This window comes from Streptomyces sp. NPDC058274 (assembly GCF_042881375.1).
Taxonomy (GTDB): Bacteria; Actinomycetota; Actinomycetes; order Streptomycetales; family Streptomycetaceae; genus Streptomyces.
In genome coordinates this window covers 129,672-156,209 of record NZ_JBHVXW010000016.1, presented here as the reverse complement: position 1 = coordinate 156,209, position 26,538 = coordinate 129,672, and the positions used below count along the sequence as shown (strand labels likewise).

General features: G+C 70.9%; 26 protein-coding genes and 1 riboswitch. Of the genes, 11 read left to right on the top strand and 15 right to left on the bottom strand.

Annotation, left to right across the window (positions count from 1 at the left end):
• Positions 1 to 292: 292 nt before the first annotated feature.
• From groL to thrC, 4 genes are all read right to left on the bottom strand, one after another.
• Positions 293 to 1,918 (bottom strand): chaperonin GroEL, encoded by a 1,626-nt coding sequence (groL, locus tag ACFVYF_RS27500; protein ID WP_389459562.1) that lies wholly within the window; start codon positions 1,916 to 1,918, stop codon positions 293 to 295.
• Positions 1,919 to 2,329: 411 nt separating this feature from the next.
• Entirely contained in the window at positions 2,330 to 2,533 is a 204-nt protein-coding gene (locus ACFVYF_RS27495; protein ID WP_005315736.1) for a cold-shock protein, read from the bottom strand.
• A gap of 449 nt (positions 2,534 to 2,982) precedes the next feature.
• The gene (locus ACFVYF_RS27490) at positions 2,983 to 3,261 is read right to left on the bottom strand and encodes a MoaD/ThiS family protein (protein ID WP_389459561.1); all 279 of its coding nucleotides are present in this window, start codon (positions 3,259 to 3,261) and stop codon (positions 2,983 to 2,985) included.
• Between the two features lie 115 nt (positions 3,262 to 3,376).
• The gene (gene thrC, locus ACFVYF_RS27485; protein ID WP_389459559.1) at positions 3,377 to 4,678 is read right to left on the bottom strand and encodes a threonine synthase; all 1,302 of its coding nucleotides are present in this window, start codon (positions 4,676 to 4,678) and stop codon (positions 3,377 to 3,379) included.
• A gap of 17 nt (positions 4,679 to 4,695) precedes the next feature.
• Positions 4,696 to 4,855, bottom strand: a riboswitch (SAM riboswitch).
• A 171-nt stretch (positions 4,856 to 5,026) separates the two neighbouring features.
• Here thrC and ACFVYF_RS27480 point away from each other — a divergent pair.
• The gene (locus ACFVYF_RS27480; RefSeq protein WP_389459558.1) at positions 5,027 to 5,971 is read left to right on the top strand and encodes a glucosyl-3-phosphoglycerate synthase; all 945 of its coding nucleotides are present in this window, start codon (positions 5,027 to 5,029) and stop codon (positions 5,969 to 5,971) included.
• A gap of 106 nt (positions 5,972 to 6,077) precedes the next feature.
• Positions 6,078 to 7,481, top strand: coding sequence for a trehalose-6-phosphate synthase (locus tag ACFVYF_RS27475; protein ID WP_389459557.1), 1,404 nt, complete (start codon positions 6,078 to 6,080; stop codon positions 7,479 to 7,481).
• A 306-nt stretch (positions 7,482 to 7,787) separates the two neighbouring features.
• Here ACFVYF_RS27475 and otsB read toward each other — a convergent pair whose 3' ends face one another.
• The 3 genes from otsB to ACFVYF_RS27460 all read right to left on the bottom strand — a co-directional run bounded on the left by otsB (position 7,788) and on the right by ACFVYF_RS27460 (position 10,326).
• A complete protein-coding gene (gene otsB, locus ACFVYF_RS27470; protein ID WP_389459555.1) occupies positions 7,788 to 8,642 on the bottom strand; it encodes a trehalose-phosphatase in 855 nt (284 codons plus the stop codon).
• Positions 8,643 to 8,814: 172 nt separating this feature from the next.
• Positions 8,815 to 9,042, bottom strand: a complete 228-nt coding sequence (locus ACFVYF_RS27465; RefSeq protein WP_383276962.1) for a DUF3263 domain-containing protein — start codon at positions 9,040 to 9,042, stop codon at positions 8,815 to 8,817.
• A gap of 66 nt (positions 9,043 to 9,108) precedes the next feature.
• Positions 9,109 to 10,326: an ABC transporter substrate-binding protein gene (locus tag ACFVYF_RS27460; protein ID WP_389459639.1), complete on the bottom strand. Its 1,218-nt coding sequence runs from the start codon at positions 10,324 to 10,326 to the stop codon at positions 9,109 to 9,111.
• Between the two features lie 197 nt (positions 10,327 to 10,523).
• Between ACFVYF_RS27460 and ACFVYF_RS27455 the strand changes: the two genes are divergently transcribed.
• From ACFVYF_RS27455 to ACFVYF_RS27440, 4 genes are all read left to right on the top strand, one after another.
• Positions 10,524 to 11,474: an ROK family protein gene (locus ACFVYF_RS27455; RefSeq protein ID WP_389459554.1), complete on the top strand. Its 951-nt coding sequence runs from the start codon at positions 10,524 to 10,526 to the stop codon at positions 11,472 to 11,474.
• Complete coding sequence (nagA, locus tag ACFVYF_RS27450) at positions 11,474 to 12,619, top strand: N-acetylglucosamine-6-phosphate deacetylase (protein WP_389459552.1); 1,146 nt, start codon at positions 11,474 to 11,476, stop codon at positions 12,617 to 12,619. Before ACFVYF_RS27455 ends, nagA begins: the two co-directional genes overlap by 1 nt.
• Before the next feature lie 145 nt (positions 12,620 to 12,764).
• Positions 12,765 to 13,694, top strand: coding sequence for a 1-phosphofructokinase family hexose kinase (locus ACFVYF_RS27445; protein WP_389459551.1), 930 nt, complete (start codon positions 12,765 to 12,767; stop codon positions 13,692 to 13,694).
• 233 nt (positions 13,695 to 13,927) lie between these two features.
• Entirely contained in the window at positions 13,928 to 14,218 is a 291-nt protein-coding gene (locus tag ACFVYF_RS27440; RefSeq protein WP_389459549.1) for a hypothetical protein, read from the top strand.
• A 62-nt stretch (positions 14,219 to 14,280) separates the two neighbouring features.
• Here ACFVYF_RS27440 and ACFVYF_RS27435 read toward each other — a convergent pair whose 3' ends face one another.
• Together ACFVYF_RS27435 and cdgB are read right to left on the bottom strand one after the other, a co-directional pair.
• Positions 14,281 to 15,249, bottom strand: a complete 969-nt coding sequence (locus ACFVYF_RS27435) for a carbohydrate-binding protein (RefSeq protein ID WP_389459548.1) — start codon at positions 15,247 to 15,249, stop codon at positions 14,281 to 14,283.
• Between the two features lie 119 nt (positions 15,250 to 15,368).
• On the bottom strand, positions 15,369 to 17,054 hold the full coding sequence (gene cdgB, locus ACFVYF_RS27430; RefSeq protein ID WP_389459546.1) for a diguanylate cyclase CdgB: 1,686 nt from the start codon (positions 17,052 to 17,054) through the stop codon (positions 15,369 to 15,371).
• A 493-nt stretch (positions 17,055 to 17,547) separates the two neighbouring features.
• Between cdgB and ACFVYF_RS27425 the strand changes: the two genes are divergently transcribed.
• Positions 17,548 to 18,105, top strand: coding sequence for a flavin reductase family protein (locus ACFVYF_RS27425; RefSeq protein WP_389459637.1), 558 nt, complete (start codon positions 17,548 to 17,550; stop codon positions 18,103 to 18,105).
• A 39-nt stretch (positions 18,106 to 18,144) separates the two neighbouring features.
• Here the strand turns inward: ACFVYF_RS27425 and ACFVYF_RS27420 are convergent, their stop codons facing one another.
• The 3 genes from ACFVYF_RS27420 to arfB form a co-directional block, all read right to left on the bottom strand.
• Positions 18,145 to 18,420 carry a DUF1876 domain-containing protein gene (locus tag ACFVYF_RS27420; RefSeq protein WP_383276941.1) on the bottom strand — a complete coding sequence of 92 codons (276 nt, stop codon included), beginning with the start codon at positions 18,418 to 18,420 and terminating at the stop codon, positions 18,145 to 18,147.
• A gap of 107 nt (positions 18,421 to 18,527) precedes the next feature.
• Complete coding sequence (locus tag ACFVYF_RS27415; RefSeq protein WP_389459545.1) at positions 18,528 to 19,514, bottom strand: sigma-70 family RNA polymerase sigma factor; 987 nt, start codon at positions 19,512 to 19,514, stop codon at positions 18,528 to 18,530.
• Positions 19,515 to 19,700: 186 nt separating this feature from the next.
• On the bottom strand, positions 19,701 to 20,129 hold the full coding sequence (gene arfB / locus ACFVYF_RS27410) for an alternative ribosome rescue aminoacyl-tRNA hydrolase ArfB (RefSeq protein WP_389459544.1): 429 nt from the start codon (positions 20,127 to 20,129) through the stop codon (positions 19,701 to 19,703).
• Positions 20,130 to 20,305: 176 nt separating this feature from the next.
• On the opposite strand from arfB, the gene ACFVYF_RS27405 reads away from it, so the two are divergent.
• The gene (locus tag ACFVYF_RS27405) at positions 20,306 to 20,881 is read left to right on the top strand and encodes a TerD family protein (protein WP_389459542.1); all 576 of its coding nucleotides are present in this window, start codon (positions 20,306 to 20,308) and stop codon (positions 20,879 to 20,881) included.
• 203 nt (positions 20,882 to 21,084) lie between these two features.
• Here ACFVYF_RS27405 and ACFVYF_RS27400 read toward each other — a convergent pair whose 3' ends face one another.
• Complete coding sequence (locus ACFVYF_RS27400) at positions 21,085 to 21,225, bottom strand: DUF397 domain-containing protein (protein ID WP_389459541.1); 141 nt, start codon at positions 21,223 to 21,225, stop codon at positions 21,085 to 21,087.
• Between the two features lie 241 nt (positions 21,226 to 21,466).
• Between ACFVYF_RS27400 and ACFVYF_RS27395 the strand changes: the two genes are divergently transcribed.
• On the top strand, positions 21,467 to 21,979 hold the full coding sequence (locus ACFVYF_RS27395) for a GNAT family N-acetyltransferase (protein ID WP_389459540.1): 513 nt from the start codon (positions 21,467 to 21,469) through the stop codon (positions 21,977 to 21,979).
• Between the two features lie 147 nt (positions 21,980 to 22,126).
• Here the strand turns inward: ACFVYF_RS27395 and ACFVYF_RS27390 are convergent, their stop codons facing one another.
• A complete protein-coding gene (locus tag ACFVYF_RS27390; protein WP_389459539.1) occupies positions 22,127 to 23,536 on the bottom strand; it encodes a M1 family metallopeptidase in 1,410 nt (469 codons plus the stop codon).
• On the opposite strand from ACFVYF_RS27390, the gene ACFVYF_RS27385 reads away from it, so the two are divergent.
• Positions 23,535 to 24,068, top strand: a complete 534-nt coding sequence (locus ACFVYF_RS27385; RefSeq protein WP_389459537.1) for a hypothetical protein — start codon at positions 23,535 to 23,537, stop codon at positions 24,066 to 24,068. The two genes, ACFVYF_RS27390 and ACFVYF_RS27385, sit on opposite strands and share 2 nt — an antisense overlap.
• 265 nt (positions 24,069 to 24,333) lie before the next feature.
• Here the strand turns inward: ACFVYF_RS27385 and ACFVYF_RS27380 are convergent, their stop codons facing one another.
• The gene (locus ACFVYF_RS27380; RefSeq protein ID WP_389459536.1) at positions 24,334 to 25,056 is read right to left on the bottom strand and encodes a pentapeptide repeat-containing protein; all 723 of its coding nucleotides are present in this window, start codon (positions 25,054 to 25,056) and stop codon (positions 24,334 to 24,336) included.
• Between the two features lie 279 nt (positions 25,057 to 25,335).
• Here ACFVYF_RS27380 and ACFVYF_RS27375 point away from each other — a divergent pair, with 279 nt between their 5' ends.
• Positions 25,336 to 26,502: an FAD-dependent oxidoreductase gene (locus tag ACFVYF_RS27375; RefSeq protein WP_389459535.1), complete on the top strand. Its 1,167-nt coding sequence runs from the start codon at positions 25,336 to 25,338 to the stop codon at positions 26,500 to 26,502.
• Positions 26,503 to 26,538 lie beyond the last annotated feature (36 nt).

The window sequence follows — 26,538 nt, the reverse complement described above, 5'->3', positions numbered from 1 at the left end:
GCTCCTCAAAGTGCGGGAAGTCGGACATTCCAGCTGGTATGTGCACATGCATTTACCAGCCCTCCCCCGTCAACCGGCCCATCCGCCAGGTCATTCCGCCGCCCCACCGCCCCCGCCTGTGATCCCGGCCACGCCAGGGCGCACCGGCCGCACCGGCCGCACGGAGCACCCCGGGAACACCGGGAAGGGGCACACCGGGAACACCGGCGGCGGCACCGGAAAACACCCGAGGGCGGCACCCCCTGCGAGAAGGGGTGCCGCCCTCGGAAAGGACGAGCCTGATCCGGAAGGATCAGAAGTCCATGTCACCGCCCGGCATGCCGCCCGGAGCGCCGCCGGCAGCGGCCTTCTCCGGCTTGTCGGCGATGACGGCCTCGGTGGTGAGGAACAGCGCGGCGATGGACGCGGCGTTCTGCAGGGCAGAGCGCGTGACCTTCGCCGGGTCGATGATGCCTTCGGCGATCATGTCGACGTACTCACCGGTCGCGGCGTTCAGGCCGTGACCGACGGGCAGGTTGCGCACCTTCTCGACGATGACGCCACCCTCGAGACCGCCGTTGACGGCGATCTGCTTGAGCGGGGCCTCCAGGGCGAGCCGCACGGCGTTGGCGCCGGTCGCCTCGTCACCCGTCAGCTCCAGCTTCTCGAAGACCGAGGAGGCCTGGATGAGGGCCACGCCACCACCGGCGACGATGCCCTCCTCGACGGCCGCCTTCGCGTTGCGAACGGCGTCCTCGATGCGGTGCTTGCGCTCCTTGAGCTCGACCTCGGTGGCGGCACCGGCCTTGATGACGGCCACGCCGCCGGCCAGCTTCGCCAGACGCTCCTGGAGCTTCTCGCGGTCGTAGTCCGAGTCGGAGTTCTCGATCTCGGCGCGGATCTGGTTGACCCGGCCGGCGACCTGGTCGGCGGAGCCGGCGCCGTCGACGATCGTGGTCTCGTCCTTGGTGATGACGACCTTGCGGGCACGGCCGAGCAGGTCGATGCCCGCGTTCTCCAGCTTGAGGCCGACCTCCTCGGAGATGACCTCGCCGCCCGTGAGGATGGCGATGTCGCCGAGCATGGCCTTGCGGCGGTCACCGAAGCCCGGGGCCTTGACAGCGACGGACTTGAAGGTGCCACGGATCTTGTTGACCACCAGGGTCGACAGGGCCTCGCCCTCGACGTCCTCGGCGATGATCAGCAGCGGCTTGCCGCCCTGCATGACCTTCTCGAGGAGCGGGAGCAGGTCCTTGACGTTGGCGATCTTCGAGTTGGCGATCAGGATGTACGGGTCGTCGAGGACGGCCTCCATACGCTCCATGTCGGTGGCGAAGTACGCCGAGATGTAGCCCTTGTCGAAGCGCATACCCTCGGTGAGCTCCAGCTCCAGACCGAAGGTCTGGGACTCCTCGACGGTGATGACGCCTTCCTTGCCGACCTTGTCCATCGCCTCGGCGATGAGCTCGCCGATCTGGGTGTCGGCGGCGGAGATGGAGGCCGTGGAGGCGATCTGCTCCTTGGTCTCGACATCCTTGGCCTGCTCGAGCAGGGCACCGGAGACGGCCTCGACGGCCTTCTCGATACCGCGCTTGAGGGCCATCGGGTTGGCACCCGCGGCGACGTTGCGAAGGCCCTCGCGGACCAGCGCCTGCGCCAGAACGGTCGCGGTGGTCGTACCGTCGCCGGCGACGTCGTCCGTCTTCTTGGCGACTTCCTTGACCAGCTCAGCGCCGATCTTCTCGTACGGGTCCTCGAGCTCGATCTCCTTGGCGATGGAAACACCATCGTTGGTGATCGTGGGGGCGCCCCACTTCTTCTCGAGGACGACGTTGCGACCCTTGGGACCAAGGGTGACCTTGACGGCGTCGGCGAGCTGGTTCATCCCGCGCTCGAGACCGCGCCGTGCCTCCTCGTCGAACGCGATGATCTTGGCCATGTGAAGTGGTCCTCCCGGACTGGGGTGGATTGCTCCGGACCGTGTTGGCGCCCGCGACGGACGGCCTGCGTGCCTCGTGGTTCCTTGCCCCACTTGGCCTGCGGGCCTCACCGACCCGGTCCATAGTTGTCACTCTCACCTTCAGAGTGCTAACGCCAATGATTAGCACTCGACCCCTCCGAGTGCAAGGTGCGCTCGCGCAGCGAGCTCGTTGAGGGGTGGTGGTCGGGCGACGGGTGGGCGCAAGCGCCTGTCGGGAACCCTCGGGGCGGGCGGGGCGCCCGACGCCGCGCCGGGAACACCCGAACAGGACCTGACAGGCTGCCCGGGAACGCCCGAAGGGCTCCCAACCCTGGGGGGATGGGAGCCCTTCGACGTGAGTGCGTGCGTCGGTGGTCGATCGCGCCGAGATCAGACGGCGAGTTTGACCATGTCCGCCTGCGGACCCTTCTGGCCCTGCGAGATCTCGAACTCCACTCGCTGACCCTCTTCAAGGGTGCGGTAGCCGTCCATCTGAATCGCGCTGTAGTGCACGAAGACGTCCGCACCACCGTCGACCGCGATGAAGCCGTACCCCTTCTCCGCGTTGAACCACTTGACGGTGCCCTGAGCCATGCCTAACTCCCCTATTACTGGCCCTTGCACAGATCCACACTTCGTGGATCCGGGTCAGACCTCACCCCCCAAACGGTTGGGGGTGTGCGCCGGAACGCGTCGACCGCGGCTGAATGTATCTGTCCAACTGCCGTCTGCAACAGGTCAATCGGACGAGAATTCTGGGCAAGCCCGATCGGGAATATGTGGAGAATTTGCACATATTCAGGGCAAGTCGGGCCCCATAAATGCCGTAATCGGCGCAAAAATACCGGGCATATTGGCGACTTCTTGTCGGGCACCGAGCGAAGGCTCATATGCGCCCGGCATGAAAGGAGAAGCGGCTTCCCCAACTGTACCGCGCTCAACCATGCAGAATTGCCCCCTCCGTTTCTCTCACGGAGAGGGCAATTCGGTGAACTCTTAGTGGTCGGACCGGCGCCGCGGCCGTTTGTCCGGCCTTCAGCCCGTCAGCAGCCGCCGGCCACGGCCGGAATGATCGAGACGCCCGCACCGTCCGGCGTAGCCGTCTCCAGGCCCTGCTCGAAGCGGACGTCGTCGTCGTTCACGTACACGTTGACGAAGCGGCGCAGCTTGCCCTGGTCGTCCAGGACGCGCGCGGCGATGCCCGTGTGGTTCTTCTCCAGGTCCGCGATGACCTCACCGAGGGTCCCACCCTCGGCGGGGACCTCGGCCTTGCCACCGGTGTAGGTGCGCAGGATGGTGGGGATGCGGACGTTGACGCTCATGCCTTGTGACCTCCGGTCGGATGGCGCCCCTCCAAGGGCGCGGGACTGCGTTGAACATGCGGCTCCGCCGCGCGGGCGCGGCCGGCCCCCACCGGCCGCAGACGGACAACGGCCGTTACGCGAGCCCAGCTTCCCTGAAGGAGTCGAGGTTCGGGCGGATCGTCGCGGTCAGCCCCGTGCCGGCCACCGCGTCCAGCGTCTTCAGACCATCACCCGTGTTCAGGACGACGGTGGTCAGCGTCGGGTCCAGCAGCCCGTTCTCGATCAGCTTCTTCGCGACACCCACGGTCACGCCGCCCGCCGTCTCGGCGAAGATGCCCTCCGTGCGCGCGAGGAGCTTGATCGCGTCGACGACCTGCTCGTCGTTGACGTCCTCCACCGCACCGCCCGTGCGCCGCGCGATGTCGAGCACGTAAGGCCCGTCGGCCGGGTTGCCGATGGCGAGCGACTTGGCGATGGTGTTCGGCTTCTGCGGCCGTACGACGTCGTGCCCGGCCTTGTAGGCGACGGACACCGGCGAGCAGCCCTCGGCCTGGGCGCCGAAGATCTTGTACGGCTTGTCCTCGACGAGACCGAGCTCGATCAGCTCCTTCAGCCCCTTGTCGATCTTCGTGAGCTGGGAGCCGGAGGCGATCGGGACGACCAGCTGGTCGGGCAGCCGCCAGCCGAGCTGCTCACAGATCTCGTACGCGAGGGTCTTGGAGCCCTCCGCGTAGTACGGCCGGAGGTTGACGTTGACAAAGCCCCAGCCCTCGCCGGCCGGGTCGCCGATCAGCTCGGAGCAGAAGCGGTTCACGTCGTCGTAGTTGCCCTCGATGCCGACGAGCTCGCCGCCGTAGATCGCGGCCATGACGACCTTGCCCTGCTCCAGGTCGTGCGGGATGAACACGCAGGAGCGGAAGCCCGCGCGGGCGGCGGCGGCACCGACGGCGCCGGCCAGGTTGCCCGTGGAGGAGCAGGAGAGGGTGGTGAAGCCGAAGGCGCGGGCGGCCTCGATCGCCTGGGCCACGACGCGGTCCTTGAAGGAGTGCGTCGGGTTGCCGGAGTCGTCCTTGACGAAGAGCTTGCCGGAGTCGACACCCAGCTCGCGCGCCAGGTTGTCGGCCTGGACGAGCTTGGTCCAGCCCGGGTTGATGTTCGGCTTCTCGGCGACGTCCGCGGGGACGGGCAGCAGCGGCGCGTAGCGCCAGATGTTCGCGGGGCCCGCTTCGATGCGCTTGCGGAGTTCCTCGGTGTCGTGGCCCGAGAAGTCGTACGCGATCTCCAGCGGGCCGAAACACTCCTCGCAGGCGAAGACCGGGCCGAGCGGCACACGGTGTCCGCATTCACGGCACGAGAGAGCCGCGGCGGGACCGAGATCGACGGAGTTCGCGGCGGTGGCGGAGTTCGTGGTGCTTGCAACTGTCTGCGCAGCCATGGAGGCGAGGCCCTTTCTCCTCATCTTCCTCACGGCGCACTTCGCCGTGAGACGGATTTGGCACCTTCCCTAGTCGGGAGCCTCGCGGAACTGATCAGCAGCGATCAGTGACGAGAACCGACTGGAGGGTTGCCGGGGCTTCAACGGGCCGTATCCCTCTGCCCCTCTGGATGAGCGGTATTCGGTTGTTGTTCGGTAGTGCACGGGGACGAGCCAGGACATGCGATGGTCATCCGCGTTGTTCAAGACTGTAACCGAAGGCCAGGACAGTTGAGATAGTCGTCCGAACCGCGAGATGGATCACATACCTGAAGGACCATGTGATCGAACAGTGAGGAGCCGCAGACTGTGCTGGAAGAAGTCGAGCGCTGGCTGAGCACCCGCTCCTGGGCCATGACCGACCGCCCGCTCCACAAGCTCATCGCCGCCAAACGCACCTCGGGCTCGACGGTCAGCGTAGTGCTGCCCGCGCTCAACGAGGAGGAGACCGTCGGCGAGATCGTCGCCGTCATCCGCCACGATCTGATGCAGCAGATCCCGCTCGTCGACGAGATCGTCGTGGTCGACTCGGGTTCGACGGACCGCACCTCGGAGGTGGCCGCCGCGGCGGGCGCCCGCGTGGTCCACCGGGACGAGATCCTGCCGCGACTGGCGGCCGTGCCCGGCAAGGGCGAGGTCCTGTGGCGGTCGCTGCTGGTGACGAGCGGGGACATCGTCTGCTTCATCGACGCGGACCTCAAGGAGTTCTCGTCGGACTTCGTCTCCGGAATCGTGGGGCCGCTGCTCACCGACCCAGGCGTGGACCTCGTCAAGGCCATGTACGACCGGCCGCTGGGCTCGGCGGCCGGCCAGGGCGGACGGGTCACCGAGCTCATGGCGCGCCCGCTGCTGAACATGCACTGGCCGCAGCTGGCGGGGTTCGTCCAGCCGCTCGGCGGGGAGTACGCCGCCCGCCGCTCCCTGCTGGAACAGCTCCCGTTCCCGGTCGGGTACGGCGTGGAGCTGGGCATGCTCGTCGACGCCCTGCACCTGGTGGGCCTCGACTCGCTCGCCCAGGTCGACGTCGGCGTCCGCAAGCACCGACACCAGGACGGGCAGGCGCTGGGCCGGATGGCCGCCGCGATCTACCGGACCGCGCAGCTGCGGCTGGCCCGCGGGCATCTGATCCGCCCCGCCCTCACCCAGTTCGAGCGGGGCGAGGACGGCTTCGAGCCCCGCACCTACTCCGTGGACACGGAGGAACGGCCGCCGATGGTGGACATCAGGGAGTACCAGACACGCAGAGTGGCCTGACCGGAGCGCCGGGCACGCTCCGTGACGAAATCCGCCGGTTGTATACGGTCTCGCCTTACTCGGCCCGTACGTTTGAGCGTTTCCGAGCCGGGCTAGGTTGAGGCTTATGGCTTCCACGCACGGCGCCCACCAGATCCTCGTCGCCTCCAACCGCGGCCCTGTCTCCTACGACGTACGCGAGGACGGCTCGCTCCACGCCAAGCGCGGCGGGGGCGGGCTGGTCTCGGGTCTGTCCGCGATCGGACCCGACGCGGGCGCGCTGTGGGTGTGCGCCGCGCTCGGCGACGGGGACCGCGAGGCGGTGCGGCGCGGGGTCGGCGAGGACGGCGTGCGGATGCTGGACATCGACGCCGAGGTGCACGCGGACGCGTACAACGGCATCGCGAACTCGGTGCTGTGGTTCGTCCACCACATGCTGTACCAGACTCCGCTGGAGCCGGTCTTCGACGCGGAGTTCCGGCGCCAGTGGGCCTCGTACGAGACCTACAACCGCGCCTTCGCCGAGGCCTTGGCCGACGAGGCGGCGTCCGGTGCCTCCGTCCTCGTCCAGGACTACCACCTGACCCTGGTGCCCGGGATGCTCCGCGAGCTGCGGCCCGATCTGCGTATCGGGCACTTCTCGCACACCCCGTGGGCGCCGGTCGACTACTTCCGGATGCTGCCCGACGACATCGCCGGGCAGGTGCTGCGCGGGATGCTGGGCGCGGACCGCCTCGGCTTCCTCACCCACCGCTGGGCGAACGCCTTCACGGCCTGCTGCGACGCACTCGCCGGCGGTGTCGGGGACACCCGGATCGGTGTGCACGGCCTGGGCGCGGACGCGGACTTCCTCCGCAAGCGTTCGCACGAGGCGGACGTCGACGAACGGATGGCGGCGCTGCGGGAGCAGATCGGCACGGACTCCGACGGGGCCCCGCGCAGGACGGTCGTACGGGTCGACCGGACCGAGCTGTCGAAGAACATCGTGCGCGGGATGCTGGCCTACCGGCAGCTCCTCGAGGACCAGCCGTCGTGGCGCGAGCGGGTGGTGCACGTCGCCTTCGCCTACCCCTCCCGCCAGGACCTGGCGGTGTACCGGGACTACACGGCCGAGGTGCAGCGCGTCGCGGACGAGATCAACTCCCGGTACGGGACGCCGGACTGGACCCCGGTCGTGCTGCACGTCAAGGACGACTTCGCCCGCTCCCTGGCCGCCTACCGGCTCGCGGACGTGGCGCTCGTCAACCCCATCCGGGACGGCATGAACCTGGTCGCCAAGGAGGTGCCGGTCGTCTCCGACGAGGGATGCGTGCTGGTGCTGTCCCGGGAGGCGGGGGCGTACGAGGAGCTGGGCGAGGACGCGGTCACGGTGAACCCGTACGACGTGATCGGCACCGCCCGCGCGCTGCACGAGGCGCTGACGATGCCGGCCGACGAACGCGCCCGGCGCACCAAGCGCCTGGCCGCCGCGGCGACAGCGCTGCCGCCCGCCCAGTGGTTCCTGGACCAGCTGCACGCCCTGGAGGCCTGACCACGAGCGCCCGACGTCGCGGGGCGCCCTGACGCCGGCAGCGCTACGACGCCGAGTGCGGACCTACCGTCGCGGGGCGACCCTGACGCCGGTAGCTCTACGACGCCGGGCGCGGGCCACCTACCGTCGCGGGCCGCCCTGACGCCGGCAGCTCTACGACGCCGGGTGCGGGCCACCTACCGTCGCGGGCCGCCCTGACGCCGGCAGCTCTGCGACGCCGGGTGCGGGCGTACGGTCGCGGACCGGGCCGGGGCGGGCCGGCGGTGACGTGAGCGGCTTCACGGCGCCGAGCGCGTCCCACGGCAGTCAGCCGAGGTGGGCCGCCAGTGACGTGAGCAGCTTCACGACTCCGGGCGGGCCGTCCACCACCAGGTCGGCGCGGTCGGCCAGTTCGGCCACCTCCACGCTGCCGCTGCACACCAGCAGGCCCGGGACGCCGTCGGAGCGGAGCTTGTCGACGGCGGCGAAGGCGGGCAGGTCGCCCAGGTCGTCGCCGGCGTAGAGGACGGCTTCCGCGCCGGTCTCGCGGACGTACTCCAGGAGGGCGACGCCCTTGTCCATGCCGGGGGGCCGCAGCTCCAGGACCATCCGGCCCGGCTCGACGATCAGGCCGTGGCGGCCGGCGAGTCCTGCGAGCGGTTCGCGCAGCGCCTCGAAGGCGGCCTGAGGGTCGGCCGCACGGCGGGTGTGGACCGCGACCGCGCGGCCCTTCTCCTCGATCCAGGTGCCCCGCCAGGCGCCGATCTCGTCGAGGAATCCGGGCAGTTCGGCCCGGACGGCGGCGACGCCGGGGTGCGGGGCGGGGGCGTTGACCGTGCCGCTGACCGCGTCCCAGCGCTCGGCGCCGTAGTGCCCGAGGACGACGAGGTGTTCCAGGCCGGGTACCCCGGCGAAGCCTCCGTGGCGGACCGCGACGCCGGCCGGCCGGCCGGTGACGACCGCCACGGACGCGACCTTCGGGGCGAGCGCCGCCAGGGCGGGGACCGCGCCGGGGTGGGCGCGGGCCTGCTCGGGGTCGGCGACGATCGGTGCGAGCGTCCCGTCGAAGTCGAGCGCGATCACGGCGCGGCCGGGCCGCGCGAGGATGGCGTCGAGACCCTCGCGTCCGGCCGGAGTCGCGGGCGTCGGCAAGGGGTCCCTGGAGTCCGTGTGGCTGCCCATGCCCCGACCCTATCCGGGCGGGGCCGGGCGCACCCATGGCGCATCGAGCCATGGGACGGCCGGCGGCTCAGGGAGTGACCGGCGGAGGAGGGAGGGATCGGCGGAGGAGGGAGGGATCGGCGGAGGAGGGAGGGACCGGCGGAGGAGGGAGGGACCGGCGGTGCTCCCCGGCTCAGCGCTCCGCCCGGCGGGCGTCGCGGACCCGGCGCAGCCGGTTCACGGTCACCGGGTCGTGGGCGAGGGCCCTCGGATCGTCGAGCAGGGCGTTGAGCAGCTGGTAGTACCTGACCGGCACCAGGCCCAGCTGCTCGCGGATCGCCCGCTCCTTGGCGCCCGGTCCCGGCCAGCCCCGGCGCTCCATGGCGAGGACGGCCCGCTCCCGGGGGGTGAGCTCTTCCATGGCCGCCACCGTAGCCCCCGGCACCGACAAGACAGGCGGCCGCGGCCCGGGACGGCGTCCGGCCCGCTACTCCGCGTTCTCCGCCATCGACGCCTTGCGCTGCAGTTCGCCCAGGACGGACGACGCGCTGCCGCTCGGGCTCACGGCCTTGCCGATCTGGCTCTTGATGTCGGCGCTGACGCCGGCCCAGGAGGTCTTGCCGACCGGGTAGAGCTGCGAGGAGGGGAGTTCCTTGAGGAAGGAGGCGAGGTCCTTGTCGTCCTGGTCGGCGGCCATGGCCTCGGACGCGGACGTGGTCACCGGCAGCAGGTCGTACTCGTGGGAGAAGGCGAGCACGTTCTTCTCGCTGTAGGCGAAGTCGAGGAACTCGCCGACCTGGTCACGGTGGCCGTTCTGCTTGAAGGCCATCATCCAGTCGGCGACACCCATCGTGGCCTTGGCCTTGCCGTTGACGCCGGGCATCGGCACCATGCCGAACTTCACGCCCTTCTTGGCGGCCATCTTCATCAGCGTGGGATGCCCGTTGAGCATGCCGACCTCGCCGCGCGCGAACGCGGCGAAGGCGTCGGCGCGGTTGAGCTTCGCCGGCGCCGTCGGACCGGTGAGCCCCTTGCCGACCAGGTCGTTCTTGAGCCAGGCGAACGTCTTGACGTTCTCCGGCGAGTCCAGCGCGTACGTGCCGACGTCCTGGGTGTAGCCGCCGCCACCGCTCAGCAGCCACTGCATGGTCTCCGCCTGCGCCTCCTCGGGGCCCAGCGGCAGCGCGTACGGGTATTTCACGCCCTTGGACTTCAGCACCTTGGCGTCGGCGGCGAGCTGGCTCCAGCTCTGCGGCGGGGTGATGCCGGCCTCGGAGAACAGCGTCTTGTTGAAGAAGAGCAGCCGCGTGGAGGAGGCGAACGGCATGCCGTACTGCACCCGGTTCATCTGCCCCGCCTCACTGAGCTGGGGGACGAAGTCGGCCTGGGTGGGTATGGAGAGCACGTCGTCGGCCTCGTAGAGCTTGCCCGTGGCGGCGTAGTCGGCGTACGCGCCGATCTGCGCCATGTCGGGCGCCTTGCCGGCGTCGACCATCTCGCGGACCTTGCGGTCGACGTCGTTCCAGGAGTAGACGCTGACCTCGACCTTGATCCCGGAGTGCTCGGCCTCGAACGCCTTGACCAGCTCGTCCCAGTACTTCTTCGAGCTGTTCGCCGAGGAGTCGCCGTAGTCCGCGGCCACCAGCCGCAGGGTCACGTCCCCGGAGCCCGCCGAACCGCCGCAGCCCGCGAAGGTCGCCGTCATGCCCAGCGCGGACCCCACCGCGATCAGTCCTGTCCTACGCCGCTGCACAGCCCGTCCCCAACCCTGCCTTCAGTGCCCGTTGTCGGGCGCTTCGTCCGGACGTCACTGTCCCGACAGTTGTCTCGAAGTATGAAGACAAGGTCTACACCACGTAAGTGGACTAGACCTCTCCTGGGGTAAGGGGCGACACTGTCCCCGTGAGACATGTCATCGCCCTCGATGTGGGCGGCACCGGGATGAAGGCCGCCCTGGTCGGCGCCGAGGGCGAGCTGCTCCACCAGGCCCGCCGGGCGACCGGCCGGGAGCGCGGGCCCGACGCCGTGATCGAGACGATCCTCGGCTTCGCGGCCGACCTGCGCGCCCACGGCGAGCGGCACCTCGGCGAGCCCGCCGCGGCCGCCGGCGTGGCCGTCCCCGGCATCGTCGACGCCGGCCTCGGCCTCGCGGTGTATTCGGCGAACCTCGGCTGGCGGGACGTGCCGCTGCGCCGGCTGCTCAGCGAGCGGCTGCACGGCGTCCCGGTCGCGCTCGGCCACGACGTGCGCACCGGCGGCCTCGCGGAGGGCCGGATCGGCGCGGGGCAGGGAGCCGACCGCTTCCTGTTCGTCCCGCTGGGGACCGGGATCGCGGGCGCGATCGGCATCGACGGCAAGGTCGAGGCGGGCGCGCACGGCTTCGCGGGCGAGATCGGCCACATCGTCGTACGGCCCGGCGGAACCGCCTGTCCCTGCGGCCAGCGCGGCTGTCTGGAGCGGTACGCCTCCGCGGCGGCCGTCAGCCAGGCCTGGGCGGAGGCGTCCGGTGACCCGGGCGCGGACGCGGCCGACTGCGCCAAGGCCGTGGAGTCCGGCGACGCACGGGCCGTACGCGTCTGGCAGGACGCCGTCGACGCGCTCGCCGACGGGCTGGTCACCGCGCTCACCCTGCTGGACCCGCGCACCCTGATCATCGGTGGCGGTCTCGCCGAGGCCGGGGAAACCTTGTTCACACCACTGCGGGCGGCCGTCGAGCGGCGCGTCACCTTCCAGAAACTGCCCACCGTCGTCCCCGCCGACCTCGGAGACACGGCCGGATGTCTGGGCGCCGGACTCCTGGCCTGGGATCTACTCGAAACCGACATCACCGACCGCTCGGAGGTAACCACCTGATGGCCCCTAGCAAGGTTCTCGCCGGTGCCCGGGTGGTTCTGCCCACCGGGACCGTGAACGGCGGCCGCGTGATCGTCGACGGCACGCGCATCGCCGGGAGCGCTCCCGCGGACGCGGAGACCCTCGATCTCTCCGGCCACTGGCTCGTCCCGGGCTTCGTGGACCTGCACAACCACGGCGGCGGGGGCGCGTCCTTCACCTCCGGAACGGTCGAGGACGTCCTCAAGGGCATCCACACCCACCGGCTGCACGGCACGACCACGGTCGTCGCCTCCACCGTCACCGGTGACCTGGACGGCCTCGCCCAGCGCGCCGGGCTGCTCTCCGAACTCGCCGAGCAGGGCGACCTCGCGGGCGTCCACTTCGAGGGCCCGTTCATCTCGCCCTGCCGCAAGGGCGCGCACTCCGAGGAGCTGCTGCGCGACCCCGACCCGGCGGACGTCCGCAAGCTGATCGACGCCGCCCGCGGGCACGCCAAGATGGTCACCCTCGCCACCGAACTGCCCGGCGGCCTCGACTCCGTACGGCTGCTCGTCGAGCACGGGGTGATCGCGGCGATCGGGCATACGGACGCGACGTACGAGCAGACGCAGGCCGCCATCGACGCCGGCGCGACCGTGGCGACGCACCTGTTCAACGCGATGCCCCCGCTCGGTCACCGCTCCCCCGGCCCGATCGCGGCGCTCCTGGAGGACGAGCGCGTCACGGTCGAGCTGATCAACGACGGCACGCATCTGCACCCCGCCTCCCTGGAGCTCGCCTTCCACCACGCGGGCGCGCACCGGGTCGCGTTCATCACGGACGCGATGGACGCGGCGGGCTTCGGCGACGGCCTCTACATGCTCGGCCCGCTGGGGGTCGAGGTCAGCGACGGCGTCGCCCGCCTGGTGGAGGGCGGCTCGATCGCGGGCTCCACCCTCACCCTCGACCGCGCCTTCAAGCGGGCGGTCACCATCGACCGGCTGCCGGTCGAGGACATCGTCACAGCCCTGTCCGCCAACCCGGCCCGCCTCCTCGGTATGTACGACCGAGTGGGCTCCCTGGAGCCGGGCAAGGACGCCGATCTGGTGGTGCTGGACGCGGAGTTCGACCTCAAGGGCGTGATGCGCCGCGGCGCATGGGTGGTCGATCCCCAACTGGGATGATCCGTCCGCTGGTTGGAGCGCACCCGGACGTACGGCGGTTGGCCCGGAGGACTGGGCCGACCGCCGTTGTCTTTGGCATGATCGGAACCTCCGCAACAGCCGGCGAGCGCGTACGCAGCTTCAACTTCGGGGGAGGTCGGCCCAGATGATCCTCACGGTCACGCTGAACACCGCTCTCGACATCACCTATCGCGTCCGGTCCCTGACCCCGCACACCTCGCACCGGGTGACCGAGGTGACCGAACGCCCCGGCGGCAAGGGCCTGAACGTGGCCCGGGTGCTCGCCGCCCTCGGCCACGAGGTGACGGCCACGGGCTTCGCCGGCGGTGCGACCGGAGCCGCCGTGCGGGACCGGCTGGCGCACTGCGCCGGAGTGGTCGACGCGCTGCTTCCGGTGGCGGGGCCGACCCGCCGCACGATAGCCGTGGCGGACACGGCGACGGGCGACACGACCCAGCTCAACGAGCCGGGGCCGACGATCACTTCGGCCGAGTGGGCCGCCTTCCACGAGGTCTACGAGGACCTGCTGCGCTCCGCTTCGGCCATCGCCCTGTGCGGCAGCCTGCCGCCCGGGGTGCCGGTCGGCGCGTACGCGGGGCTCGTCCGGGCGGCCCGCGCGGCGGGGGTCCCGGTGCTCCTGGACACCAGTGGGGAGCCGCTGCGCCGGGGCATCGCCGCCCGCCCGGACATCGTCAAGCCGAACGCCGACGAACTGGCCGAACTCACCGGCTCCCACGACCCGTTGCAGGCCACCCGGGACGCCCGCAGACGGGGCGCGCACACGGTCGTGGCCTCACTGGGCGCGCAGGGACTTCTCGCGGTCAACGCCGAGGGCCGCTGGCGGGCGGCCCCGCCGCGCCGGGTGCGCGGCAACCCGACCGGTGCCGGCGACTCGGCGGTCGCGGGCCTGCTGTCGGGGCTGGTGGAGCGCCTGCCGTGGCCGGAGCGCCTGGCCCGGGCGGTGGCACTCTCGGCGGCGACCGTACTCGCCCCGGCGGCAGGCGAGTTCGACCACTCCGCGTACGAGGAGCTGCTGGACCGGGTATCGGTCACGGAAGGGGCCACGGCGGCCTAGACGCGCGCGCTCGCTGCCTGGCGCGCCCGCAACAACAGGGATACCGGCTGGAGTTGGGGAGCATGAGCAACAGGCCTGTGTGGGGCCATGCGTGTCAGCACTACGGCCGGCCCAGGGCCTACAGCCTGCACCCTTGGCGGGAACAGTATTCCGGCCTGTCCGCATACCGGCGAGAGCCCGGCTGGAGCCACTCGCTGGCCAGATACGAAACCGGGAGCGGCTGGTGCTGCCCGGTGTGCGGCAACGAATGGACCCTGTGGGTCCGACTCGGTGGCCTGCTGCGGTGCTGGTCGGCGGCACGTGACGAGGAGTCGGGAAAACAGTTCACCTTCGGGCCGGACGGCTCGTGGTGGTACCGCGGGTACCGTGCCGAAGCCGAAGCGGCCGGCACCCGGTGCGCCCACACCCGGATCAAGGAGATAAGGGAGACGGGCCGACGGCACCCGGTGCGCGAGCGGAACATCCTGCTCTACCGCTGCCGGCGCTGCGGCAGGGTCGTCGACTGGAAGCGCGCCGAAGAGTAGGGACAGCGGCCGCCTCGCACCCGCCCGACCCCGCGTCTTAGCCGTGATCGACCGGACAGGCCCTAGCCCTTCCAGCCCTTCACCAGCCACAGCTGGTCGAGATAGGCGTCGCACTGGTTCCCCTGCTCGCAGGAGACCTTGATCGTGTTCGTGCCCTTGTTGAGCTGGATGTAGTTGTAGGTCTTCGTCCAGCCCTTCTCGTAGTCGCCCTGGCTCGCGCCCGTCCAGTTCTTCAGGTCGAGCGGAGTGGTCTGCGGCTTGCCGTTGATCGTGAGGGTGGCGTTGGCGTCCACGCCGGGCACGCTGTAACCGGTGTAGACGGTGTACTTCCCGCTCTTCGGGATGTCGTTCACCGTCCAGGTGACCGCGGCGCCGGCCTGGTTGAAGTTCGTCACATAGACGCCGCCGGCCGCCTTCGCGCCCTTGACGTCGGACGCCGTGGTGGCGCCGCCGTCCAGCTTCAGGGCCTTGGCGTCGATCGTGGGCAGGGCACCCTCGTCGCCGGACTGCTGGGTGGCGGACTGGCTGGGCTCGGCGCTGTCGGAGGCCGTCGGGGTCGAACCCGACGCGCTGCCGCCCTTGTCGTCGTCGGAGTCGCCGCCGAGCATCGCGATGCCGATGCCGATCACGACGGCGGCCACCACGGCGATCGCACCGATCAGCAGGCCCCTGGTGTTGGGACCGCGGCCCCGCCCGCCGCCGTCGGGCGACTGCCGGGTGGTGGGCGCTCCCCCGGGGGCGGTCTCGGGCGCCGCGTAGTGCGCGCCCGGCTGCCCGTAGGACTGCTGCTGGCCGTACTGCTGCTGCGGGACCTGGCCGTACTGCGCCGTCTGGGCCTGACCGTACTGCGCGGTCTGGCCCTGGCCGTACTGTCGTTCACCGACCGCGCGCACCCGGTTCACCGAGCCGGGGTAGCCGTAGCCACCGCCACCACTCGGCGGCTGGGCTCCGGCGGCCTGCCCGTCGGCGTACAGATAGCCGAACGGGTCGTCGTCCTCGGGCGTGCTCGCGCCGTTGTTGCCGGGCGTCATCCCTAGGTACTCCTCTAACGGGTGCGGGTGCGATGCGGTACATGGATGAATGGCGAGCCTACCCGCTCCGGCGGGCCCAAACGGGTGACTCAGACCTCACCCATCCACTGACCAGGGTGTTATCCAGCACGCCGATGCTGTTTGGGACGAGACCGTTTCTCTACGTACATCCGCTCGTCAGCGGATTTCAACACCTCGTCCGCCGTCATGCCGCAGTGTGCCCATCCGATGCCGAAACTCGCCCCCACCCGGACGGCCCGTCCGTCGACCCGGATGGGCGGAATGATCGCGTTCCGCAGCCGTACGGCGAGGTCCTGCGCGTCGGCCCGGCCGAGTCCGTCGGCGAGGACCACGAACTCGTCGCCGCCGAGCCGGGCGACCGTGTCACCGTCCCGGACGACGTTGGTCAGCCGTCGCGCGACCTCGACGAGCACCGCGTCGCCCGCGTTGTGCCCGAAGCGGTCGTTGATCGACTTGAAGCCGTCGAGGTCGCAGAAGAGCACCGCGAGGCCCTTGGCGCCGTCGTCGGTCTCGCCCTCGGGCGCGATGGTGTGGACATGGTGGTCGAAGGCGTCGAACGGACCGGGGCCCGGCCGGAAGTCGAAGGCGTGCCCACTGTCCCCGTCGTACGTGGCGGGAAGCTCCGGTGTGAGCGGGGCGTGCCCGTACGCCGCGTCCAGCGAGGCGACGGCGCCGGGCAGCAGCGACTGCGGGCGCTGGCAGAGGCGGGCGCCGAGCCGGGAGCGCAGCTCCGCCGAGTTCGGCAGGCCGGTGAGCGAGTCGTGCGAGGCGCGGTGGGCGAGCTGCAGCTCGCGGCGCTTGCGCTCCTCGATGTCCTCGACGTGGGTGAGCAGAAAACGGGGCCCGTCGGCGGCGTCCGCGACCACGGAGTTGCGCAGGCTGACCCAGACATAGGTGCCGTCGCGACGGCCGAGACGCAGCTCGGCCCGGCCGCCCTCGGCGGAGGTCCGCAGCAGCGTGCCGATGTCCTCGGGGTGGACGAGGTCGGAGAAGGAGTAGCGGCGCATCGCGGAGGCGGGCCGGCCGAGCAGCCGGCACAGGGCGTCGTTGGTCCGCAGGATCCGGCCGTGCTGGTCGCCGCCCATCTCGGCGATGGCCATGCCGGAGGGGGCGTACTCGAAGGCCTGCCGGAAGCTTTCCTCGCTGGCGCGCAGGGCCTGCTGCTCACGCTCGAGGCGCACCAGCGCGCGCTGCATGTTGGCGCGCAGCCGGGCGTTGCTGATCGCGATGGCCGCCTGGAACGCGTACATCTGGAGCGCCTCGCGGCCCCAGGCGCCGGGCCTGCGGCCGTTGCGCGGGCGGTCGACGGACAGGACGCCGATCAGCTCACCGGAGCCGCCGCCCTGGGCGCCGGGGGTGTGCATCGGCGCGAAGAGGCGGTCGGAGGGGTGCCACTCGTCCTCGAAGCGGGGCGCGGGCCCGTCGGTGTACCACTGCGGTACGTCGTCCTCGTCGAGGACCCAGCCCTCGGTGTGCGGTATGAAGCGCAGGTCGCCCCAGGCCTCGCCCATGTTCAGCCGGCGGTCCCAGGAGGTGCGGGATCCGACCCGGCCGGTGATGAGGGCCTCGGCGGCGGAGTTCCCGGCGAGCGCGGCGACGACGAGATCACCGTCGGGGCGTACGAGATTGACACACGCCAGCTCGTAGCCGAGGCCGTTGACCACGCCGTCGGCGACCGTCTGCAGCGTGTCCGCCAGGCTGCGCGCGGTGTTCATGTCCGCCATGACCTGATGCAGTTGCCGCAGGGTCGTCAGGCGGACGTACGGCTCCGACTCGGTCTCCATTCGCCCTCCCCCCGAGACCTCGCAGCAACTCCAGGGTTCTCTTCGGCGTACTTGGGTGCTCTTCTGCGTACTGCTTCGTACTGCTTCGTGCTGCTTCGAACCGCCTGTTCCGTACTGCTTGGTAGCTTCACGGCCAGCTGCTCGCAGCGTCCCAGCCACTGAATCACAGCGCGCTGCTCACTCGGTACACAGGGTCAACAAAATATGGCTCCTGTGACTCAAGTCACAGCAGAACATGAGCAATTGAGTGGAGTTTCTGCATTTTCGCTGTGTGTTTACCGACCGCAAATTGGGGGACTGTGCGGAGCCTGTGAGCAGTTGTGTTCATCACGCGCGGGAGCGGGTTCTCTCCGGGGTCGGTCCCTGGTCCTAGGACCCGGCTCGGGCCCTGGCCCGATGTGCCGGCCCGGCACCGGAGACTAGCGTTTTCCGGGTGCTGAAGACTCCCCCTGCCGCCCGTGCCGCCGAGGGCCCCGCCCCCACCGGGTCCGCTGTGCCCCACGCGGCTCACGCGTCTCCCGCCGACGGGCATGCTGAGGGGGTGAGCAACGAAGAGTTCCGCGCCGCCATGTCCCGGCTGGCCGCGGGCGTGGTCCTGGTGACCGCGCACGAGCCCGCCCTTGATCCGGACGGGCCCGGCGGCGACGACATCGGCATGACGGCGACAGCCTTCATGTCCGTCTCGCTCGACCCGCCCCTGGTCCTGATCAGCCTGCGGAACGGCTCCCGGATGGACGACCTGCTCGACGAGCAGCCCGGCTGGGCGGTCTCGGTGCTCTCCGAGAGCCAGCGCCACATCGCGGGCCGGTTCGCCATGAAGGGCCGCATCAGCGACCGGCTCCTCTTCGAGGACATCCCGTACGTACGCGGCGCGGAGTCCGGCGCCCTGCTGGTGAGGGGCGCGCTGGCCACCCTGGAGTGCCGCACGGAGCAACGCGTGCCCGCGGGCGACCACACGCTCGTCATCGGCCGCGTCCTGACCGCGTCCGTGCCCAGCGCCGACGGGGGACCGCTGCTGTACTTCAAGGGGCGGTACCAGCAGCTCGGTTAGCCCGGCGGCCGTTGCGCGCCTCGGCGGCCGTCCGGGGTGTCACGCCGTCAGCGGGTGGGACGTGCGGCCCGACTCCTCGTCGATCTCGTCGTGCGCCTTGGTCAGCAGCCGCATCGCCAGTTCGTTGAGCGCCCTGGCGCCGGCCACCTCCTCGCCCACCCGTGGCTGGTTCGAGTCGGAGGGGTGGCGGCTGGAGTAACCGTGCGCCCGCACCTCGCTCCCGTCGGGGAGTCGTACGAGGGCGGCGGCACGGGTGCGGTGGTCGTCCTCCGCGAATTCCAGCTCGACATGCCATCCGACAGCTGTCTGTGCCATCACGATCACCTCCGGGGCCCCTGGGACCGGGGCTTCCCGCTCCTTCCAGGATGAGCCCGCGGGCCCGCGACCGCACGGGGTACGACCGGATACGCACCGGGAAAGGCCTAGCCGAGGACCGTCACGTCGAGCGCGGCCAGGCGCTCCGGGTCCCGCAGGATGTCGATGACGGCGATCTTCCCGCGTACGACGGTGAAGGCCAGCACGCTCACGGGGCGCCCGTCGACGACGGCCACAAGGCCGGCGACGCCGTTGACCAGGGCGGGAAGCGCGACACGGGCCAGGTGCGCGAAGCCGCTCGCGCCCGCCGCCACGGCCGCCGCGCCGGTCGTCACACCGGCCCCGGAGCGGGCGACCACGTCCGGCGCGAGGACGGCGACGAGCGCGTCGAAGTCGCCGTCCCGGGCGGCGGCCAGGAAGGCGTCGACGACCTCCCGCTGCTGCGCCGGGCCGGCGTCGGGCGCCGGAGCCCCGCCCTGGACCCGGCGCCGGGCCCGGCTGGCGAGCTGCCGTGCCGCCGCCGGCGTACGGCCCACGATGGGGCCGATCTCGTCGAAGGGCACCGCGAAGAGGTCGTGCAGCACGAAGGCGAGCCGCTCGGCCGGGGCCAGGTTCTCCAGGACGACGAGCAGCGCGAGGCCCACCGAGTCGGCGAGCAGCGCCTGCTGCTCGGGGTCGACACCGGTCACGGGGCTGAGCACCGGCTCCGGCATCCGCAGGCCCGGCTCCTCCAGGGGCTCCTCGCCGCGGCTCTTGCGGGAGCGGAGCATGTCGAGGCAGACCCGGCCGACGACGGTGGTCAGCCAGCCGCCGAGATTGCCGACCTGCGTGGTGTCGGAGCGGCTGAGCCTGAGCCAGGCCTCCTGGACGGCGTCGTCCGCCTCGGTGAGCGAGCCGAGCATGCGGTACGCGACGGAACGCAGATGTGCGCGGTGGGATTCGAAGCGCGCGGCGAGGAACTCGGTCTCCTCCGCTTTGGAGACGGGTGCGTTGGAGGCAGGCGCCTCGAAGACGGGTGCCTTGGAGGCAGGGCTCCGCACGGTCCGGCCATCCGGATCCGGCAGGGCCGCCTTCCGGAATTCGCTCTCGCTCATCGCTCACATCTCCTGGTCACGGTCCGTCAGTGGCTTGATCCGTCAGGGCTTGATCCGTCAGTGGCTTGACGGATGACGGGCCGCCGATGTGACAGACAGCGGTGTCGATGTGACGCGGTTCGCGAGGCGGCCTTCCGCGAGGCGGCCTTCCGCGAGGCGGCCTTCCGCGAGGCAGGCCCTGAGGTCCTAACCCCAGCCGCGGCCGGAACGCCCGCGCTTGGTGTCCGACCGCTGCTTCTTCTCGCGCAGCCGGCGCTCGTTGATCCCGCGCGGGATACGGGTGGCCCGGCGCGGCTTGGGCGGCGGCGCGCTCGCCTCGGCGAGCAGGGAGGCGAGCCGTACGGCCGCGGTCTCGCGGTTCCGCCACTGCGAGCGGTGCTCCGAGGCGCGCACGCTGATGACCCCGTCGACCAGCCGGCCGGCGAGTCTGTCGAGGGCGCGCTCCTTCCACACCGGCGGCAGCGCCTCGGTCTTCGCGAGGTCGAACCGCAGCTCGACCTGGGAGTCGCTGGTGTTGACGTGCTGTCCGCCAGGGCCCGAGGACCGCGAGAAACGCCACAGGAGCTCGGCCTCGGGAAGGGAGACGGAGCCGCGGATGACGTAGGGACCGGACATGGGTCCATGGTCGCGTGCGTGTCCGGTCCACGTCACCCGGTTTTCGCTGCGGTCGGGTAAAGAAAGTAAAGGCAGGCGGAACCTCGGGGACCCCCCTCGGCGTTCATAGGGGTGACGGTAGCTTCGTCCTCAGTGCGAAGCCCGTTCGTACATAACGAGGGAAGGGACTCCCAACAATGGCTGTAAGCCTGTCCAAGGGTGGCAACGTCTCGCTCACCAAGGAGGCTCCGGGCCTGACCGCCGTCACCGTGGGCCTCGGCTGGGACGTCCGCAGCACCACGGGTACCGACTTCGACCTGGACGCCTCGGCCATCGCGGTCAACCCCGAGGGCAAGGTCTACTCGGACGCCCACTTCGTCTTCTTCAACAACAAGCAGACCCCGGACCAGACCATCGTCCACACCGGCGACAACCGCACGGGCGAGGGCGCGGGCGACGACGAGGCGATCAACGTGAACCTGGCCGGCCTCCCGGCCGACGTGGACAAGATCGTCTTCCCCGTCTCGATCTACGACGCCGAGACCCGCTCGCAGAACTTCGGCCAGGTCCGCAACGCGTACATCCGCATCATCAACCAGGCCGGCGGCACCGAGATCGCCCGCTACGACCTCTCCGAGGACGCGGCGACGGAGACGGCCATGGTCTTCGGCGAGCTCTACCGCAACGGCGCCGAGTGGAAGTTCCGCGCCGTCGGCCAGGGCTACGCGTCGGGCCTGACGGGCATCGCCCAGGACTTCGGCGTGAACGTCTGAGTTCCGCCCGTCTGGCACGAGTTGCTGAGCCCCTGGTACCCACCGGGGGCTCAGCCCTGCCCAACCCCCCTGATCCGCACCGCCTTTGCTGACCATCCGGCGACTGCCAGTCGTCCGCACGGCACACAGCCGCAGGGCGCCTGATGTGACAGCGGCCCCTGTCACATACGACAGAGGCCACTCGCTCGGGGTGCGCCCCGGGCTCAGACGGGAAACTTGCCGCGGACGGCGCCCTGCCCGACGATCACTTCGAGGCAGTCGCCGTTACCGCCTCCGCTGTAACTGGACTTACGCCACCCGGTCAGGGCGGACGCGTCGGGAATGGTGCGGTTACCGCTGACCATGTTCATGTTCCTCCGCTGTTCGGCCATCGCGTGCGGGCCGCCAACCCTGCGCCGGAGTACCGCCTCATCCTCCTTCTGACGGCCTGCACGGTCAATCAGCCGGCCGTCGCTGGTGCTGCTGTCTGCTGGAGGCCGGAAGAGTGGTGGGACACGAAGGGACACAACCGGCAGTCGGCGAAGACGGGGCGGCGACTTACCTGACCGGGGCCGGCGGCCGGCGGCCCTTTGTAGGGTGCCGCGCATGATCCTCGAACCCCTCCGTCTCACCCCCGACCACGACATCCCGGCCCCGCTGCTGACCGAGCTGACCGCGCTGCACGTCTCCAACCGTGACTTCTACGCGCTCAGCGGGGACTTCCCGGACCCGGACGACATCCGGCCCGAGCAGGTGGCGAAGTCGCTCGCCGACGAGCTGGCCCATCCGGACGCGGAGGTGCTCCTGGCCCGCAGTGCCGGGCGGCTCGTCGGGGTGGCGATCACCCTCGCGCACCATCCCGACCCGGCCGACCCCGATCCCTGGATCGGGCTGCTCCTGGTGGACGCGGGTGAACAGGGCAAGGGCCACGGACGGCAGATCGCGTCCCTCGTCGAGGGCCGGTTCCGCTCCGCGGGCCGCGCCGCCGTACGCCTCGCCGTCCTCCACAACAACCCCGGCGGCCTCGCCTTCTGGACCGCGCTGGGCTACGAGGTGATCGGCGACCGCAAGGATCTTCAGCGGGGGCGCGCCTGCGCCGTACTGCGCAAACCGCTGTGACCGGCAGCCGCCGTACTGCGCACCCCCTGTGCTCCACGGCAGCCGTACTGCGCAAACCCCTGTGACCGGCAGCCGCCGTACTGCGCAACCCCCTGTGCTCCACGGCAGCCGTACTGCACAAACCGCTGTGACCCACGGCCGGGTGCGTCAGGGGCGGGCCGGCTTTCCGTCGCCGTAGAGCCAGTCCTTCCAGATTTCGCTGAAGTCCTTGTCCGGCGCCTTCTTCTCGACGTACGCGGTGAAGTCGGCGGTGTCCGCGTTGCCGTGCCGGTGGGTGGCGGCCCAGCCCTGGATGATGTCGTAGAAGGTGTCGTCACCGACGGTCCGGCGGATCTTGTGGAGGACCATCGCGCCGCGCTCGTAGACCGGGCTGTCGGAGATGTGCGCGGCGCTCGTGGGCTTCGCGGGCGGGAAGGCCCAGACCGCCTCGCCGGCGGACGCGTCGTCGTAGTAGTCGCCCCGGTAGAGCGCGTCGAAGGTCTCCTGGGCGGTGTCGCCGTCGTGGTCCTCCTCGTAGAGCCACTCGGCGTAGGTCGCGAAGCCTTCGTTGAGCCACATGTCCCGCCACGACTTGGGGGTGACGGAGTCGCCGTACCACTGGTGGGCCAGCTCGTGGACGAGGGTCGCGGTGTCGGGGGCGCCGGGGAAGACCGGGCGGTTCTGGGTCTCCAGTGCGTAGCCCACGTCGTCGCCCTGGTCGACCACCGCGCCGGTCGAGGCGAAGGGGTACGGCCCGAAGTTGTACGCCTCCCACTCCATGATCCCGGGCAGCTTCGCCAGCACCTCGGCGCTCGCCTTCGCCTGGCCGGGGTCGACGGCGACGTACACCGGCAGGCCGCTCTTGGTCGTCGAGCGCCGGATGTCGAACGCGCCGATCGCGACCATCGCCACGTAGCTCGCCATCGGTTCCGCCGTGTGCCAGCGGAACGTGCTGCGCCCCTGCCGGGTCGTCTCGCTGCGCAACTCCCCGTTGGAGACCGCCCGCAGGCCCTCGGGGACCGTGACGGCGATGTCGTACGACGCCTTGTCGCTGGGGTGGTGATTGCCGGGGAACCAGGCCATCGAGCCGGTGGGTTCACCGAGCGCCAGGGCGCCGTCGGCCGTGTGCAGCCAGCCCTCCTTGGAGCCGTCCGGGTCGGTGATCGTCTCCGGGCTGCCCGAGTAGCGGACCGTCGCGCGGAACGTTTCACCACGGTCGAGGTCGTCGTGCGGGCGCACCGTCAGCTCCTGGCCCGCGCGGTTCCAGCTCGCCTCCCGGCCCTCGACGGTGACGCTCTTGACGTCCAGGCCCTTCAGGTCGAGATGGAACGCGCTGAGGTTCTTCGTCGCGCGGGCCGTGATCTCGGCGCTGCCGGTGAGGTCCCGGCCGTCGGGGTCGTAGGAGAGGGTCAGGCCGTAGTGCGTCACGTCATAGCCGCCGTTGCCCGCCTTCGGGAAGTACGGGTCGCGTACGCCGGCGGCGCCCGGGGTGCCGTGCACACCTCCGCTGCAGGCGGTGAGCACCAGGGCCGCGGCCAGGGCAAAGGGTACGGAGGCGGAAGATCGGGGCACGTCCATGATCCTACGAGGCCGTGACACCATCACGTACGTGCTCGACATCGGCTACGCCCTCTCCAACCGCTTCCCGGATCCCCCGCAGACCGACTACCGGCGCGCGGACGTCCGCGCGCTGCGTCACGACCTGTTCTGCGGTGACGTCTACCTCGCCGACACCAAGGCGGACCGGGAGCTGTCCACAGCCTGGGGATGGGTGCCGGTACTGGACTTCGCGTGGGCGCTGTGCGACATCGTCGAGCTGCTCGACCAGGACCCGCGCGGCAGCCGGGCCTCCCGCCCGCAGCACGCGGAGCTCGACTTCACCGAGTCGTCCGACCGCATGCTCTTCGAGCGGCGCTTCGGCTGGGTGGACATCGAGGCCGACTGGATGCGGCGCGACGAGGAGCCGTTGACCTTCTCCCACTCCGAACTGCGCCGCGAGGCCCGCGACTTCCTGCACGACCTGCTCGCCGACCTCATCGACCTGCACGAGGGCCTGGGCGACAACCCGGCGATCTGGACCCTCCAGGCCCGCCATCCCCGGGTGGGCTGAACCGGCGCACAGCGGTTCGGCGCACGGCTGCTCTCTGCGTACGCGCCCCCCTCGACCCGTCCCGCCCACCATCCCCGGGCGGGCTGAACCCGCGCACGGCTGGCCGGAGCACGGCAGGACCCACCCCTACAGCCGCCCCTCCCTCTGGACCGGACCCGCCCGCCGCCCCCGGGTGGGCTGAACCCGCGCACAAACGGCCGACGCACGACAGAACCCCCGCACACGCGCCCCGCCCCACCCCGCCCCGCGGGCCAATCCGGCGCCCTCACTCCTCCCCGATCCCCACCACCCGCACCCCCATCTCCGCCGCCAGCACCGGTGCCAGATCCATCAGTTGGCTCGGGCTGATCACCGCACCGGCGAGCCGGTCGACGCCCCGTGCGATGTCCAGCTCGGCCGCGGCCCGCAGGTCCACGTCCGTCAGGGTCGCCGCGCTGAAGTCCGCGCCCTTCAGGACGCAGTCCACGAACTCCACGCGCTCCAGCCGGGCGCCCCCGAAGTCCGGCTCCACGAGCACGCAGCTCTCGAAGACCACGTCCTTCAGCCGCGCCTTGCGCAGGTTCAGATAGTCGATCTTGCCGCCGCGCACCAGCACCCGCTCCAGCACGGAACCGTGCAACTGCACCCCGCCCAGCCGGGCGTCGACCAGCTCGACGTCCCGCAGGGTCGCCTCCGCGAGATCCGTGCCCACCCCCCGGGTCCCCGTCAGGACGGAGTCCAGCAGGCGCACGTGGTGCAGCCGCGTCTCGTCCAGCGCGCATCCCGTGAGCGCGCAGTCCATGAAGCGCGCTCCCCCTCCGTCCTGCCCGGCGAAGTCCGTCTCCCGGAACTCCAGACCGTCGTAGTCCCCGTCCGGCTCCAGCTCGCCGCCCGTGAAGGGGTCGAGCGGCGGCAGGCGCACCCCGGGCCGCCGCGCCCCCTTCACCAGCTTCTCGCCCCGACCCGCTCTGCCCGCCCTGCCCGCTGCGCCCGCCGTCTTCCGCACCATGCCCCCATGCTGCACCCCACCGCTGACAACCGCCCCTGACCTGCCAGTTCACCCCCGATGTCACATTCCGGTGCCCTCGAACAGTCCTTACTCACAGACCCGCAGCCCTTCTCACAGACACCCAGCCCTTCTCGAAGACAGACAGTCCTTCGCGCAGACGCCCAGCCGCAGCCGCAGCCACAGCCCGACCGACGAGACCCGGGTCGGTACGACCGGATCACAGGACCGGATCACAGGACCGGATCCACCGGATCCACCGGACCAGAGGGAGACCCAGTCATGCACCGCATCACCGTCATCGGCGGCGGCTTCGCCGGACTCACCGCCGCCATCACCGCCGCCGAGGCCGGCGCCAAGGTCACCGTCCACGAAGCCCACCACACCCTCGGCGGCCGGGCCCGCACCGCCGAGGGCCCGTACCGGACGAACGAGGGCCCGCACGCCCTCTACAGCGGCGGCCCGCACTGGACCTGGCTCAAGCAGCGCGACCTGCTCGGCCCGCTCGCCCCGCTCCCGCCCCTGGAGGCGGCCCGGCTGCGGCTGCGCCACCAGGGCGTGCTGCGCCGTACCCCGCCCTTCGCGATGCTCAAGCTGCTGCGTCACACGGCCCAACAGGCGCCCGTGGAAACCGACTTCATGACGTGGGCGACCGCACGGGCGGGCGAGGAGGGCGCCAGGGCAGCCGCGAACTACTCCGCCGTCGCCCTCTTCCACCACGACCCCGGCGCACTGTCCGCCGCGTTCGTGCAGGAGCGGCTGCGCCGGGCCACCAAGCTGCCACCGGAGGCGCACTACCCGCGCGGCGGCTGGGCGAGCGTCATCGACCGGATGGCGGCCCGCGCCTGGAACCTCGGGGTGCGGATGGAGACCCTCGCCCGCGTCGACGCGCTCCCCGAGAACCAGGGCCCGGTCGTCGTCGCCACCTCCCTCGACGCGGCCCGCCGGCTCCTTCGGGACGACTCCCTGGTCTGGACGGGCGGCCGTACGGCCCTCGTCGACCTGGCCGTGCGCACCCGCCGCGGTGACGCGTTCGCCGTCTCCGACCTGGACGCACCCGGCTGGATCGAACGCTTCACGGCCCAGGACCGCACCCTCGCACCCGCCGGGCAGCAGCTCGTCCAGGGCCAGATCCCGATCGGGCCGCACGAGTCCCGGGCCGACGGTGTCGCGCGCGCCGAGCAGTTGCTCGACCTCGGGTTCCCGGGCTGGCGCGAGCGCGTGACCTGGCGTCGGGAGGCCACCGCGCAGGGCCGTACGGGCGCGGTCGACCTGCCCGGCACCAGCTGGCGCGACCGCCCCGCCATCGACCGCGGCGACGGGGTCTATCTCGCCGGCGACCAGGTCGCTGCCCCGGGCGTCCTCTCGGAGGTGTCCTTCAACAGCGCCCTGGAAGCGGTGACCTTGGCCCTCAGGATCCGCGAACGCCTTGACCTCAAGGAAGCTTGAGGTTGAAGGCTGAGTGCACGTCGTCCCGTGAGGAGC